Origin of the sequence: Nonomuraea sp. NPDC049141 (genome assembly GCF_040648415.1) — a bacterium.
Classification (GTDB): domain Bacteria; phylum Actinomycetota; class Actinomycetes; order Streptosporangiales; family Streptosporangiaceae; genus Nonomuraea.
Genome location: NZ_JBEZDR010000019.1, coordinates 175999 through 189982, shown reverse-complemented (window position 1 = coordinate 189982; position 13984 = coordinate 175999). Strand labels below are relative to the sequence as shown.

Here is a 13984-nt window from a genome sequence, read left to right as displayed (position 1 = left end):
ATTACCTACCAGTAACAGATGCCCCAGGGGCGCGATACCCCGGGGTCAGTCGAAGTGCCGATAGGACGGCCAGGCGACGCTCCACGGCTGCTTGAGCCCCCGGCACAGGAAGATGCCCATGCCCTGCAGTTCGTTGTCGAGACCGACGCCGTTGTCGACGCGGTCCTTCTGCTCGCAGCTTCGGTACTGGAAGTCCCTGCCGCGCGGGCCGATGTTCACCATCACCGCCACGTCGGCGCTCTCGGGCGGCGGGCCGTACTCGTGGAGCTGGTTCTGGCCGCTGTAGACGCGCGGGATCCCGGCACGTACGAGCGCGCCGTGCTCGCCGTAGCTGCCGGTCATGACAATGGCCCGCGCCCGGTCCGCCGGCGGCAGCGACCCCAGCACGTTCGTGACCTTGGCCGCGAACTCCGGCCAGCCGATGGACTCGCGCACCACCTCGTTGATCGCCGGCACCGGCGTCGCGCCCACCGTGTCGACCGGGATCAGCGGCAGCGCGATCACGGCCGATCCCAGGCCGTTCAGCACGAGGGCCACGCCGGCCGGCCGTACCTTGCCCGGCCCCGCCGCCTCCACGCTCACGCAGCCCGCCGCGAACAGCAGCAGGATCAGGCCCGCCGTGTAGTCGAAGCGCCCGCCGCTGATCAGCGTTGCCGCCGCCGCGGCGGGATAGGCGACGGCCAGCGCCCGCACCCGCCGGTCGCGCCACAGACGCAGCCAGCCGAACGCGCCGATGACGGTCACGACCGGCCCGAACAGCGTGAGCTGCATGGGTACGAACAGCGCCCGCAACTCGCCGCCCCGATCGGCGCTCAGCGCCGCCGCCATCGTGAGCTGCGGCCAGTCGTGGGTGGCCTGATAGAGCAGGTTCGGTACGGCCAGCGCCACCGCGATCAGCGCGCCACCCCACAGCCAGGGGCCGGCCAGCACCCGGCGCGGCCCCACGGCCACCAGCCCGGCCGCCAGCCCCAGCAGCAGCATGACGATCAGGTACTTGTTGTAGGTCGCCAGCCCGACGATCACGCCGACGGCCGGCCACCACCGTGGCTGCTCGCGCATCAGCGCCTTGGTCATGAACAGGATGGCCGCCGCCCAGAACGGCAGGTCGAAGCTGAGCGTCAGGATCGCGTGCCCGGCGATCAAGGTGTAGCCGCCGGTCGCCGTGCCGAGCGCGGCCAGGATCTGCGCGACGCCCCGGCCGCCCAGCTCGCGCGTGATCAGCGTGACCAGCACGACGAGGAGCGCCGCGGCCAGCGCGGGCAGCACCCTGATCCCGAAGAGCGTGTCGCCGAACACGGCGATCGACAGCTTGGCCGCCATCGGCGCGAGGGGAGGCTGGTCGACGTAGCCCCAGGCCGGATGCTCGGCCAGCACGCGGAAGTACAGCTCATCGCGGTGATATCCATAACGGCCGCTGAGGAGCAGCAGAACCGCGAACAGCAAGATCGAGATCAACGTGACCGTGCGCCACGCCAGTAACGGAGGCCGTTCCATGATTGCTGAAGCTAGCCGCTCCTCAGCAGGAGCACACCCCTTATTTTTCCGGCATTTCCCTCAGGTAGCACCCGTCCGGCGCGGGCGCGTTGCGTGATCATCGCGCGCCGGTTACCCTTGCCACATGCGAATCTCGTTGCAGCTTCAGTGGTGGCGCCGCTCCTAGGCGGCGCGTGATTCGCATTCCTCAACGGACGGCCGCCCCGGAAGGCGGCCTTTCTCGTGTCCGCCCCCGGGGCATCAGCGTTTGAACCATCGGGTTTTGAACCATCGGGTTTTCGACAAGGGGCAGCAGTGGAGACGAGCGGATATACCACCGCCGGGGGCATCGGCGTCGAGCGTGAGGTACGCCAAGTGCCGGAGGAAGCGCTCGAAGAGATCGTGACGGCACTCGGAGAGAGGCGCGGTGGCGCCTTCTCCTCCGGGATGGACTACCCGGGTCGCTACAGCCGATGGGCCTTCGGCTACGTCGACCCCTGCCTGGAGCTGGTCGCCAAGGGCCGCCGGATCTCCGCCAGGGCGCTCAACGCGCGCGGCAGGGTCGTGCTGCCCGCCGTGGTCTCCTGCCTGCTGGCCGCGGGCAAGCCCGTCGAGGAGCCGACCGCCGACTTCGTCGAGGTGCACGTGCCCGAGTCGGCGGACCTGCTCACGGAGGAGATGCGCAGCCGCCGGCCCACCGTGTTCACCGCGATCCGCGAGGTCATCGCCGCCTTCCGGGGCGACGACCCGCACCTGGGCCTCTACGGCTCCTTCGGCTACGACCTGGCCTTCCAGTTCGAGCCGATCAGGCAGGAGCTCGTCCGCCCCGACGACCAGCGCGACCTGGTGCTGCACCTGCCCGACCGGCTGGTGGTGATCGACCGCCAGCGCGAGACCAGCGTCGAATACCGCTACGAGTTCACCGTCGACGGCGCCACCACCCGCGGCCTGGAGCGCACCGGCGCGTCCGTGCCCATCACCGAGCCCGCCGAGGTGCCCGCCGACCCGAAGCGGGGCGACTACGCCAAGGTCGTGGCCGCCGCCAAGGAGAAGTTCAAGCGCGGCGACCTGTTCGAGGTGGTGCCCGGCCAGGTCTTCCACGCCACCTGCACCGACCCGTCGGCCTTCTTCCGCGGCCTGCGCCACAGCAACCCGGCCCCGTACGAGTTCATCATCAGCCTCGGCGAGGGCGAGCACCTGGTCGGCGCCTCGCCCGAGATGTACGTCCGGGTGAGCGGCGACCGCGTCGAGACCTGCCCCATCTCCGGCACGATCGCCCGCGGCAGCAACCCGATCGAGGACGCCGAGGCCATCCGCACCCTCCTGACCAGCGTCAAGGAGGAGTCGGAGCTGACCATGTGCACCGACGTCGACCGCAACGACAAGTCGCGCATCTGCGTGCCCGGCTCCGTCCGGGTCATCGGCCGCCGCCAGATCGAGCTCTACTCCCGCCTGATCCACACCGTCGACCACATCGAAGGCCGGTTGCGCCCCGAGTTCGACGCCCTTGACGCCTTCCTCACTCACATGTGGGCCGTCACGGTCACCGGCGCGCCCAAGACCTGGGCCATGCAGTTCATCGAGGACCACGAGGCCACCACCCGCAGGTGGTACGGCGGCGCCATCGGCTTCATCGGCTTCGACGGCTCCATGAACACCGGCCTGACCCTGCGCACCGCCCAGATCAAGAACGGCCTGGCGACCGTCAGGGCCGGCGCCACCCTGCTGTTCGACTCCGACCCCGAAGCCGAGGAGCGCGAGACCGAGCTGAAGGCCAGCGCCCTGCTCGGCGCCCTGGCCGCGGTCAACCAGCCGCACGCCCAGCCGGTCGCGCCCACCCGCGAGCAGCCGGGCCAGGGCATGAAGGTGCTGCTCGTCGACCACGAGGACTCCTTCGTCAACACGCTCGCCGACTACTTCCGCCAGGAGGGCGCCGAGGTGGTCACGCTGCGCCACGGCTTCCCGGCGGCCATGCTCGACGACCTGGCGCCCGACCTCGTCGTCCTGTCGCCGGGGCCCGGCTGGCCGTCCGACTTCGGCATGTCGGCGCTCATCGACCAGATCTACGCCCGCGACCTGCCGGTCTTCGGCGTCTGCCTCGGCCTGCAGGCGATGGTCGAGCACGCGGGCGGCTCGCTGGAGCTGCTCGACTACCCCGAGCACGGCAAGCGCGGCCAGGTCACCCGGCTGGGTGGCGGCGACGCGCTGCTCGACGGCCTGCCCGAGGAGTTCGTCGCGGCCCGCTACCACTCCCTGCACGCCAAGCGGGCGGGCGTGGTCGGCTTCACCCCGACCGCGGTCACGCCGGACGGCAACGTCATGGCGATCGAGGACACCGAGCGGCGCCGCTTCGCCGTGCAGTTCCACCCGGAGTCGATCCTCACCGCCGAGGGCGGCGCCGGCGCGAAGGTCATCGCCAACGTCCTCCGTCTGGCCCGCCGGTGAGGACGCCTGCCCAAAGGTGAGGATCTAGCGCGTCTTTCCGGTAGGTAAAACGGCAACGGGGGCGTGCGGAGAGCACTTAGAGTCTCCGCATGCTCCCCGTAGATCTACCCGATACGGTGCGTGACGCCCTCCTCGCCCCGCTCGTCGACCACCACTGTCACGGGGTGCGCCGCGACGACCTGTCCAGGGCCCAGTTCGAGCTGCTGATCAACGAGGGCGGCTGCCCGGCGCCGCCCGGCACCACCCACTTCGACGCGCCGATCGGCGCGGCCATCCGCCGCTGGTGCGCGCCCGTGCTCGACCTGGAACCGCACACCCCTCCCGCCCTCTACCTGGCCCGCCGGGCCGAGCTCGGCGCCGAGGAGGTCAACCGGCGGCTGCTGCGGGCCGCCGGGGTGGGGGCGTTCCTGGTCGACACCGGCACGGAGGGCGCCGAGCTGCTGACCGCCGCCGAGCTGGCCCGCCACGGCGACGCGGCCGCGAACGAGGTCGTCAGCATCGAGCAGATCGAGCACGACGTGGCCGAGATGGCCCAGCTGGCCCTCGACTACATGGACAGCCTGGCCGAGGAGCTCACCGCCAGGGCCGCCAGAGCCGTGGGGATGGCGACGGTCATCGGCTACCGGTGCGGCCTCGACTTCGACCCGTCGAGGCCCAGCAGGGGCGCGGTCATCGCGGCGGCCAACCGCCGGCTGTCCGACCCCAAGGAGCCGCTGACCGACCCGATCCTGCTGCGTTACCTGCTGTGGACCGCCGTCGACGTGGCCAGGGAACGCGGCCTGCCCGTGCAGTTCCACGCCGGCTTCGGCGACCCCGATCACGGGTTCCACCCGGGCCCGCATCGCACCGATCCGGCCAGGATGACCACGTTCGTCAAGGCGCTGCAGCCGATCGGCGTGCCGGTGGTGCTGCTGCACTGCTACCCGTTCCACCGCCAGGCCGCCTACCTGGCCGGTGTCTTCCCGCACGTCTACGTCGACGTCGGCCGCGCGCTGACCTACAGCGCCGCCGGGTCCGCGCGGATCATGGATGAGCTGCTGGAGCTGGTGCCCTTCCACAAGCAGCTCTTCGGCTCCGACTGTCACGGCGTGGCCGAGACCGGCCACCTGGGCGCCCTCTACTTCCGCCGGGCCCTCGCCGCCGCGCTCAAGTCGCGGCTCGACGCGGGGGAGTGGAGCGCCGCCGACGCCGCCCGGGTGGCTCACATGATCGGCTCCGGGAATGCCCGCCGGGTATACCGGCTCTGAATTCCTCCTTGGGTAGGAGGCGCGAATCATCCCAAAGTCGTGATAATGGCCACACGATGAGTGCGATCGAGATTCGAAACCTTTGCAAGGCATTCGGACCGGTACGCGCGGTCGACGGGGTGTCGTTCACAGTGGAGCCGGCGACGATCACCGGCTACCTTGGCCCGAACGGGGCGGGCAAGACCACCACCCTGCGCAGCCTGCTCGGGCTGTGCACCGCCGATTCCGGCACGGCGCTGGTCAACGGCCGGCGCTACGTCGAGCTGCCGCATCCCCTCAGCGAGGTGGGCGCGGTGCTCGAAGCCACCAACTTCCATCCGGGCCGTACGGCCCTCAACCATCTCCGGGTGCTCTGCACGGCGGCCCGGCTGCCCCGCGAGCGCGCCACGGAGGCGTTGGAACAGGTCGGCCTCGCCGACGTGGCCGACAAGCGGGTGCTGGCCTTCTCGCTGGGCATGCGGCAGCGGCTGGCGCTGGCCACCGCGCTGATCGGCCGTCCCAAGGTGCTCATCCTCGACGAGCCCGCCAACGGGCTCGACCCGGCGGGCATCCAATGGTTACGCGGTTTCCTGCGTTACCTGTCCCACGAGCAGGGCGCCGCCGTCCTGGTCTCCAGCCACGTGCTGGCCGAGGTCGAGCAGATCGTCGACAACGTGGTGATCATCGCCAAGGGCCGGCTGGTCCGGCAGGGCAGCCTGGACGAGCTCGTCTCCAACGGTGACGCGGCCGTCAGGGTACGCACCACGCGCGCCGACGAGCTCGTCCCGGCCCTCGAACACGCCGGAGCCACGGTTGAGCGGCATGACGGGTTCCTGCGCGTGAGCGGCCTCGACTCCGAGAGCATCGGCCAGATCGCGCTCGACGCGAAGGTCGTGCTGAGCGAGGTCGCCCAGGAGCGCTCCGACCTGCAGCAGGTCTTCCTGGAGCTGACGGGGGAGGGGCAGGGCTGATGACGCTGATCAAGGCAGAGCTGCTCAAGCTCCGGACCACCAGGCTCTGGTGGGTGATGCTGGCCGTCACGATCGCCTACGTGCTCCTGCAGCTCGGTCTCACGATCGGGTTCGCGGGCCAGAGCGGCGGGCCGAACGGCCAGCCCATCTTCCCCGGCAGGGACACCGTGCCCTTCCAGGAGCTGATGTGGGGGCTCGGGGCGAGCGGCGCGCTGTTCCCGATGATCCTCGGCGTCGTCATGATGACCGCCGAATACCGGTACCAGACCATCACCACCACGTTCCTCACCACGCCGAGGCGTGAGCGCGTGGTCATGGCCAAGCTCGGTGCGGGGGTGGTCGTCGGACTGGCCTTCGGGCTGGTCGTGCTGGCGCTGACCGCCGTCGCGGTGGCCGTGTCCGTCCCGCTGTCCCACGGTGAGCTGGTCCTGTCCGCGAAGATCCTGCGCATCGCCGTGGGCGTGCTGGCCGTGCTGGTGCTCTACACACTGTTCGGTGTCGGGCTCGGCGCGCTGATCAAGAACCAGCTCGGCGCGATCGTCGCCGCGGTGGTGTGGGTGTTCATCGTCGAGGGGCTGGTCAACGCGATCCCCGCGTTGCGGCCCGTCGGCAAGTGGACGCCGGCCGGCGCGGGCGGCGCGGTGACCGACAGCGGCGTCGATCTCGGGCTCGGCACCGACTATCTGCTGCCGGCCTGGGCCGGCGCCGTGGTGCTGCTCGGCTACGCGGTGCTCTTCTCGGCCGTCGCCTCGGCCACGACGATCCGGCGGGACATCACCTAGCCGCACCCTGTGGGGCCGGGGCCGGCCTGCTCTTTCGGGCGGCCGTCCTCCATGCAGGCGCCGAGCTTGGCCCCGACGCTCTGCATGGCGTCGGCCAGCGCGGCGACCTGCTCGGGCGTGAGGTGGTCGAACAGCACCTCACGCAGGGCCCGCGCGTGCTCCGGGGCGATCGCGGCGACGACCGCCCGCCCCTCGTCGGTGATCTCGGCGACACTGGCCCGGCCGTCGTTCTCGTCGGGCCGCAGCCGTACGTAGCCGCGCTCGACGAGCTTGCTCACCCGGTGACTGAGCCGGCTGATCGAGACGTTGCCCAGGGTGGCCAGGTCGCTGAGCCGCAATGGCCCGGTGGCCAGCATGTTGAGCAGGCCGTACTCGATGTGGACCAGGCCGTAGGTGCGGAACGTACGCTCCACCTGCGGAATGCCCACGAGCATCACCGCGAGCAGGCCCTGCCAGGCCCGCTGCTCGTCATGGTCGAGCCCCTCGACCAACGGACCCCCAGCGTCAGAATCGGCCGACCGCGACGATGACCACCATCGCCAGCAGTACCAGGTTAACGGCGAAGCTCTCCTTGCGCCTCCGGTGCACCTGGGCGGCGACGATCATGGTGATGCCGAGGCCGACCGCCGCCAGAGGTGTGAGGATCGGGGCGATGCCGGTGGCCCAGGGCAGCACCAGGCCGAGCGCGCCGAGCATCTCCACCGCGCCGATGGCCCTCATCTGCGGCTGGCTGAACTCCTCCACGTACGGCATGCGAGCCTTGAACTTGTCCTTGGGTTGGGTGAGCTTCATGAAGCCCACGGCGAGGAAGAGGACGGCGAGCAAGGCCTGGAGGATCCAGAGGACGACATTCATAAGTTGTCCCTTCAAGTTATTCGAGGGCTCCGACTGTAGGCCCAAAAAGTTGAAGCGACAAGTGTTTAGCCGGACCCCGTGCCGAGTCGCGCGCGGGTCCGCGACCTGGTTTGCTGGGGCCATCACATCGCCTAACCCGAGCGGGGGCTCTTCCATGCGCACCGTCGAACCCGAGGTGTTCCTCGTCGCCCGTCCTGATCTCGACTACGACGAGCTCGCCCGCTACCTGGGCGAGGTCGGCGGGGAGAGCTGGCTGGAGCGGCTCGACCGGGGCGACCTCGACGCACAGAACCTGGCGGAGTTCGCCGGGCGCCTCTGCTACCGCTCCTTCGAGCCCGGACTCAACCCCAATGTGGTGCGCATCCGCGAGGATCAGGGCGACTACCTGCGCAACATCCTGGCCAGCGCCCACGGCTCGGTGCTGGAGCACCTCAACTTCAGCTTCGTGCTGCACAACGTCAGCCGCGTGCTCACCCACGAGCTCGTCCGGCACCGGCCCGGGGTGGCCATCTCGCAGGAGTCGCTGCGCTTCGTCCGCCTCGACGAGCTGCCGTTCTGGTTCCCCGAGTGGGCCCAGTCCGACCCCGAGCTGATGAAGCGGGCCACGGCCCTGCTGGAGCAGATGGAGCAGTTCCAGGTCTGGATGGCCGGACACTTCGGGCTCGACGAGGAGGGCGTGCCGTTCTCGGAGAAGAAGCACCGCACCTCGTTCATGCGCCGCTTCGCCCCGGAGGGGCTGGCCACCGGCCTGGTCTGGACGGCCAACGTACGCACGCTGCGGCACACGATCGAGGCGCGCACGGCCGTGGGGGCCGAGGAGGAGATCCGCCTGCTGTTCCAGCACATCGGCGAGCTCATGGTCAAGGAGGCGCCCGCCCTGTTCGGCGACTACGTCATCCAGGACGGGGCCTGGGTCCCGGGCTGGCGCAAGGTTTGATCGATCGGCAGGTGTGATCAGGCCAGCGCGGGCATGACGTAGACCTCGGCGCCCGGCGGCAGCGCGCAGTCCAGGCCGCCGAGGCCGCGGGCGTTCTCGCCGCACACGATCATGTGGATGTGCCGGCGGATGCGGCCGCAGTCGTCACGCAGCCGCTCCTCCAGCAGCGGATGCGTACGGCGCAGCATGTCGAGCGCGGAGCCGAGGGTCGGCGGGGCGTCCTGGTCGGCGGCGACGGCGAAGACCTTCACCTCGCTGTTGCCGCTCACCCAGCGGCGCAGCGAGTTGGGCAGGACGAAGACCACCATCATCACGTTCTTCGCCATGGGCTACAGCACCGCCGCGCGCACGCTGAGCACGTCGGGCAGGTGCCGGGCGACCGCCGACCAGGTGTCGCCGTCGTCTCGCGACCAGTGGACCTCGCCGTCGCGGGTGCCGAAGAACACCCCCGCCTCGCCGGCGGTCATCGCGTCACGCAGCACGCTCGCGTGCACCGGCCCCTCGGGCAGCCCGCGCTCCAGCGGCTGCCAGGTCTCGCCCGCGTCGTCGCTGCGGAAGACCCGGTAGTGGTGATCGACCGGAGTGCGGTCGATGTCGGCGTTCAGCGGCAGCACGTAGACCGTGTCGGGCCGGGCGGGATGGACCGCGATCGGGAAGCCGAAGTCGGACGGCAGCGACGAGCCGATGTCGTGCCAGGAGCCGCCGAAGTCGTCGCTGCGGTAGACGCCGAAGTGGTGTTGCAGGAAGAGCCGCTCGGGCCGGTCCGGGTGCATGCCCACCCTGTGCACGCACTGCCCGTATTCGGGATACTGCTGCCCCTCCGGCATGAACGGAGCGCGGATGCCCTGGTTGGCGGCCTCCCATGAGCGGCCGCCGTCGGTGGTGCGATAGAAGCCGCCCGTCGACACCGCGATACCCATGATCTTGGGGTCGGCCGGATGGCTGATGATCGTGTGCAGGCACAGCCCGCCGCCGCCCGGTTGCCAGTGCTGCCGGTGGGGGTGCTCCCACAGGCCTTCGACCAGCTCGTAGGTGACTCCGTGGTCTTCCGAGCGGAACAGCGCGCCCGGCTCCACCCCGGCCCAGACCACTCCGGGCTCGGCGGGCGACGGCGCGAGCTGCCACACCCGGGTCAGCGTCGCGCCTGTCTTCTCGGGGAACGCGATGGGGGGACGCTCCGCCTCCTGCCAGGTCTCGCCGAGGTCGTCGGAGTACATCACCGAAGGGCCGAAGTGGCCGTACTCGATGCCCGCGAGGATCCGGGGCGCGGTGCCGCGCGTGTCGATGGCCACCGAAGTCACACCGACGGTGGAGAACTGGATCGGCGCGACCTCGAACGGGCCGCCGTCCGCTGAGCGGGCGAGGAACAGGCCCTTGCGGGTGCCGATCGCGAGCACTGCGTCGCTCATGTCAAGCTCCCATCGCTCCCGTGTTCGCTTCTGGCCATCGTGCCACGCCCTGACCAGGAGCGCCGAGGACTGGGCTATTTGCTGCGCGATTACGCAAGCGGTAAGTGAGCTGCGCCATCCTGCGTGTGGAGTTTTCATGAAATTCGTGAAATTAGTGTAGCTTGACCGGCATGACGCACGCGATCTCCGTGTCCGGCCGTCGCGAGCTCGTCGGCGCGGGGGTGGCCGGCAGGCACGCGCCGCTGACCGCGGTGCTGGCCGTGGTGTCCGCCGCGAACCTGCTGATCGCCGTCCTGATGTCGGTGGTGCCGATGAGCGGTGGCCTGCCCGCGGGCGGTTCCGTCGCGCTCGGGCAGACCTCGGCCGCCCCGCTACTGGCCCTGACCGCCGTCGCCGCCGCGCTGACCGCGCTCGGTGTCATCGGGCTGCGCAGGCGCGACCTCGGCTGATCGGCGGTCCTTCTGGGCCGCGTTCTGCTCCTGCCACCTGCGCATCAGCTCCGGCACCTCGCTGCGCAGGAAGGCGAAGAAACGCTGAATCTCATCCAGCCGCTCACCGGTCGGCGTATCGGTGCCGAACACCGCCAGCCCGTCGCGCGCACCCTCCTCGAAGCGGCGGTAGATCTCATCGCTCGACGAGGTCGCCTTGAACCAGGCCGCCTGGTCGACGCGGTAATGGTCGCGACGCTGCCCCGGGTCACGCTCGCGAGTGATCATCCCGACCCGCAGCAGGTACTTCACCGCACCGGAGATCGCCGGCGCGCCGACGCCGAGCTGGTCCCCGAGCTCGGCGGCGGTACGCCTGCCCGCCCCGGAGACCAGCAGCGCGGCGAAGACCCGGGCCGCCATCCGCGGATAACCCGACTCCGACATGATCATGGCGAAGCGTTCCATGAACCGCTCGCCTTCGCTCTCCCGATCACCGTCGAACGTCTCGGCCATGCCTGCCTCTCCGTGTCGCCCCGCCTGGTCGTTTACATCATGCTCAGAGTTGCGAAATTTCGCGAATCGAGCGAAGGAACCATCTGCTTTATGTGGGAGGTAATCGCCCTGCTTCCCTCCCCTCGATAGCGTTGCGGGCATGGGTGCGCTCGCTATAGAAGATGAGTCTTTCGGAGATCTGCTGCGATCCTGGCGGCAGCGGCGGCGCGTGAGCCAGCTCGATCTGGCGATCGAGGCCGAAGTGTCGGCCCGCCACCTCAGCTTCCTCGAGACCGGGCGCGCCCGGCCGAGCCGCGAGATGGTGATGAAGCTGTCGGAGGAGCTGGAGGTGCCGCTGCGCCACCGCAACCGGCTGCTGGTGGCGGCGGGCTTCGCGCCGGTCTTCCCCGAACGCGAGGCGCGCGCCCCCATCGTCCGGCAGGCGCTCGACAAGATCCTCGCCGGGCACGAGCCGTACCCCGCGCTCGTCGTGGACGCCGCCTGGAACCTGGTGGCGGCCAACTCGGCGGCGGCCATGTTCATGGACGGGGTGCCGGAGGAGCTGCTCAAGGAGCCGGTGAACGTGATGCGGCTGTCGCTGCACCCCGAGGCGATGGGCGGCCGGCTGGTCAACCTCCCGGAGGTCCGCGCCCACCTGCTGCACCAGTTGCGCCGGCAGGCGGAGGCGTCGGGCTCCGGGCAGCTGGCCGAGCTGCACGACGAGCTGGCCGCCTACACCTACCCCGGCGTGGACCTGAACGTGGCGCACGTGCCGGGACCGGCCGACATCCTGGTGCCGCTGCGGATCAGGCACGGGACGCGGATCCTGTCGATGTTCACCACGATCGCCACGTTCGGCACGCCGCTGGACGTCACGGTCGCCGAGCTCGCCATCGAGACGTTCTGGCCCAACGACGACGAGACCGCCGCCGCCTTCCAGCAGCTCTCCTCTTAGCGTTCGCCCTGCACGATGTCGCGGTGGATGCGTGACAGGGGTACGCCGTCGATCTGCAACCGCCGGACCGTCTCGTTGACCATGGCGGGTGGCCCGCACACGTACACCTCGTGCTCGGCCCACGAGTGGAAGCGCTGCGTGACCTCCGGCAGCCGGCCGCGCATCCCGTCGTAGGAGGGCTGGCCGGACACCACCGGCAGCACCCGCAGCCAGGGGAAGGACGACTCCATGCGGATGAGGTCGGGCAGGTCGTACAGCTCCGCCGCCGTCCGCGCGCCGAACAGCAGGTGGATGTTGGGACGGCGGCCCGAGTTGATGATGTGCTCGATGATCGCCTTGATCGGCGCCAGCCCGGTGCCGCCCGCCACGCACAGCACGTCGCGGGGGCTGCGGTCGTACAGCGTCATCGTGCCCATCGGCGGCCCCAGCATGATCGTGTCGCCGACGCGGGTGTCCCTGATGAGGGCGGTGGACACCCAGCCGCAGGGGACCGAGCGCACGTGCAGCGTGATCGTGTTGTCCACGCGCGGCGCGTTGGCGATGGAGAACGTGCGCCAGACGCGCGGCCACCGCGCGACCTGCACGTTGACGTACTGGCCCGGCGTGTACGGCAGGCGCTGTGTCGGCCGCAACGTCAGGACGGCGATGTCCTCCGTACGCAGGTCATGGTCGACGACCTCGGCCAGCCACCACGCGGGCGAGACCCCGGAGTCGGACTCGGCCGACTCGATCATGAGATTGGCCGCGACGGTGTACGCGGCCACCCAGGCCGCTTCGATCTCCTCGTGCCAGATGTCGGCGGCGAACCGCTTGATGGTCGCCAGCAGGGCGTTGCCGACCGCGGTGTAGTGCTCCGCGATCACGCCGTACTTGCGATGGTCCCGCCCGAGCTGGCCGAGGAAGGACGCCAGGCTGTCCGGGCTGTCCAGGCTCCACACGATGCGGGTCAGTGCGCTGAAGAGCCGGTCGCGCTGCATGTCCATGGCCGGGGGGAACATGCCCCGCAGGTGCGGACTCTCGGCGAACAGCCGGCCGTAGAAGTAGGCGGTGGCCTTGTCGGCCACCGGCTCCACGACGGCGAAACTCTCCTTTACCAGGCGTGGATTCAACGACATGAAATTAACCCCACCCTTTGGCCGGAATATCATTCCGGTCGTGTCGTTACACCTCCCTGACGGCTCCGGGTGATGAGCGCTCGGCGGGCCCCGGCTCTACCGATCGCTCGAATTCGAGTCTTACACCACCTCCTGGGCGTCACAACCGTTTCGCCCCGATACAGTGCTGACCAGAACTTTCCGTGACGGTAACGTGATTTTCCGCATTCATTTGGGGTAGATTCCGGTCATCAAAAGTGAAAATATGTCGTATTCGCATAGTGTGACGCAGGCGATCGGGCCGTAGGGGGAGCCGCCGGCTGGCACGGCTCCCGGACCGGAAGTCAGGCGGGCCGTACGTTCTCCGGGAAGCGTCCGGGCTTATTGCCGGGCTCCTCGAAAACGAAGATGATGTACGTCTCGAAGAAAACCTGTCCCTGTCCGGCCACTCGTCCGGCGCCCATCCTCCGACTGCCCTTCCACACCAGTTGGGTGAAGTGACCGCAGTCGGCGACGTTTTCCGGGTCGGCGAAGTCGTAGCCTTTGATTTCGTCGTACCATTCAGCAACCGCTTTCCCGGCGCCGAGCGGCCGCTTTTTCGAGCCGGCGCCCCAGAAGAGGTTCTCGCCGGTGCCTTCTCGCAGTCCGTCGTGCCCCGCCTCCGTGTCCGGATATTCCGATCGCGACGCCGCGCGGGACCTCGCGTACTCGACCAGCTCCGGGTCCAGGACCAGCGGTGGGGCATGATGCTTGGCACGATGGGCATTGGCCTCGGCCAGCGCCTCCGCGAGGAAGCCGTCGCTCGTCGCATCGGGGAGAGGGGGGCGTAAGCCTGCCATCGTCAGTACCTCGTTCGCGACCGGCCGGAGGCGAATAAGGCATTGTTCGTACGCACAATGAGTCCCCTTCCTGTGGTT

The 13984-nt window shown here is 69.6% G+C and carries 15 protein-coding genes; 7 read left to right on the top strand and 8 right to left on the bottom strand.

Features of this window, described 5'->3' with window-relative positions:
- Nucleotides 1-45: 45 nt before the first annotated feature.
- Nucleotides 46-1494, bottom strand: a complete 1449-nt coding sequence (locus AB0B91_RS44700; RefSeq protein ID WP_358334138.1) for a glycosyltransferase family 39 protein — start codon at nucleotides 1492-1494, stop codon at nucleotides 46-48.
- A 294-nt stretch (nucleotides 1495-1788) separates the two neighbouring features.
- On the opposite strand from AB0B91_RS44700, the gene AB0B91_RS44695 reads away from it, so the two are divergent.
- From AB0B91_RS44695 to AB0B91_RS44680, 4 genes are all read left to right on the top strand, one after another.
- Nucleotides 1789-3918 (top strand): anthranilate synthase component I, encoded by a 2130-nt coding sequence (locus AB0B91_RS44695; protein ID WP_358334136.1) that lies wholly within the window; start codon nucleotides 1789-1791, stop codon nucleotides 3916-3918.
- Nucleotides 3919-4007: 89 nt separating this feature from the next.
- Nucleotides 4008-5165: an amidohydrolase family protein gene (locus tag AB0B91_RS44690; protein ID WP_358334133.1), complete on the top strand. Its 1158-nt coding sequence runs from the start codon at nucleotides 4008-4010 to the stop codon at nucleotides 5163-5165.
- 119 nt (nucleotides 5166-5284) lie between these two features.
- A complete protein-coding gene (locus tag AB0B91_RS44685) occupies nucleotides 5285-6115 on the top strand; it encodes an ATP-binding cassette domain-containing protein (protein ID WP_358334130.1) in 831 nt (276 codons plus the stop codon).
- Nucleotides 6115-6897: an ABC transporter permease gene (locus tag AB0B91_RS44680; protein ID WP_358334127.1), complete on the top strand. Its 783-nt coding sequence runs from the start codon at nucleotides 6115-6117 to the stop codon at nucleotides 6895-6897. The genes AB0B91_RS44685 and AB0B91_RS44680 overlap by 1 nt, the downstream gene beginning before the upstream one ends.
- On the opposite strand, the gene AB0B91_RS44675 is transcribed toward AB0B91_RS44680, so the two are convergent.
- Nucleotides 6894-7388 carry a MarR family transcriptional regulator gene (locus AB0B91_RS44675; RefSeq protein WP_358334124.1) on the bottom strand — a complete coding sequence of 165 codons (495 nt, stop codon included), beginning with the start codon at nucleotides 7386-7388 and terminating at the stop codon, nucleotides 6894-6896. The two genes, AB0B91_RS44680 and AB0B91_RS44675, sit on opposite strands and share 4 nt — an antisense overlap.
- Before the next feature lie 13 nt (nucleotides 7389-7401).
- On the bottom strand, nucleotides 7402-7752 hold the full coding sequence (locus tag AB0B91_RS44670; protein ID WP_358334121.1) for a DoxX family protein: 351 nt from the start codon (nucleotides 7750-7752) through the stop codon (nucleotides 7402-7404).
- Between the two features lie 154 nt (nucleotides 7753-7906).
- On the opposite strand from AB0B91_RS44670, the gene thyX reads away from it, so the two are divergent.
- Complete coding sequence (gene thyX / locus AB0B91_RS44665; RefSeq protein ID WP_358334118.1) at nucleotides 7907-8689, top strand: FAD-dependent thymidylate synthase; 783 nt, start codon at nucleotides 7907-7909, stop codon at nucleotides 8687-8689.
- Between the two features lie 17 nt (nucleotides 8690-8706).
- On the opposite strand, the gene AB0B91_RS44660 is transcribed toward thyX, so the two are convergent.
- Nucleotides 8707-9015: a hypothetical protein gene (locus AB0B91_RS44660; RefSeq protein WP_358334115.1), complete on the bottom strand. Its 309-nt coding sequence runs from the start codon at nucleotides 9013-9015 to the stop codon at nucleotides 8707-8709.
- A 3-nt stretch (nucleotides 9016-9018) separates the two neighbouring features.
- Nucleotides 9019-10098: an exo-alpha-sialidase gene (locus AB0B91_RS44655; protein ID WP_358334112.1), complete on the bottom strand. Its 1080-nt coding sequence runs from the start codon at nucleotides 10096-10098 to the stop codon at nucleotides 9019-9021.
- A gap of 170 nt (nucleotides 10099-10268) precedes the next feature.
- On the opposite strand from AB0B91_RS44655, the gene AB0B91_RS44650 reads away from it, so the two are divergent.
- On the top strand, nucleotides 10269-10547 hold the full coding sequence (locus AB0B91_RS44650; protein WP_358334109.1) for a hypothetical protein: 279 nt from the start codon (nucleotides 10269-10271) through the stop codon (nucleotides 10545-10547).
- Here AB0B91_RS44650 and AB0B91_RS44645 read toward each other — a convergent pair.
- Entirely contained in the window at nucleotides 10470-11039 is a 570-nt protein-coding gene (locus tag AB0B91_RS44645) for a MarR family transcriptional regulator (RefSeq protein ID WP_358334106.1), read from the bottom strand. The genes AB0B91_RS44650 and AB0B91_RS44645 overlap by 78 nt on opposite strands.
- A gap of 139 nt (nucleotides 11040-11178) precedes the next feature.
- Here AB0B91_RS44645 and AB0B91_RS44640 point away from each other — a divergent pair, with 139 nt between their 5' ends.
- Complete coding sequence (locus tag AB0B91_RS44640) at nucleotides 11179-11973, top strand: helix-turn-helix transcriptional regulator (protein WP_358334103.1); 795 nt, start codon at nucleotides 11179-11181, stop codon at nucleotides 11971-11973.
- On the opposite strand, the gene AB0B91_RS44635 is transcribed toward AB0B91_RS44640, so the two are convergent.
- Both AB0B91_RS44635 and AB0B91_RS44630 read right to left on the bottom strand, forming a co-directional pair.
- A complete protein-coding gene (locus AB0B91_RS44635; protein ID WP_358334100.1) occupies nucleotides 11970-13088 on the bottom strand; it encodes a globin domain-containing protein in 1119 nt (372 codons plus the stop codon). The two genes, AB0B91_RS44640 and AB0B91_RS44635, sit on opposite strands and share 4 nt — an antisense overlap.
- 323 nt (nucleotides 13089-13411) lie before the next feature.
- Nucleotides 13412-13906 (bottom strand): CAP domain-containing protein, encoded by a 495-nt coding sequence (locus tag AB0B91_RS44630; protein ID WP_358334097.1) that lies wholly within the window; start codon nucleotides 13904-13906, stop codon nucleotides 13412-13414.
- Between the last annotated feature and the right edge of the window lie 78 nt (nucleotides 13907-13984).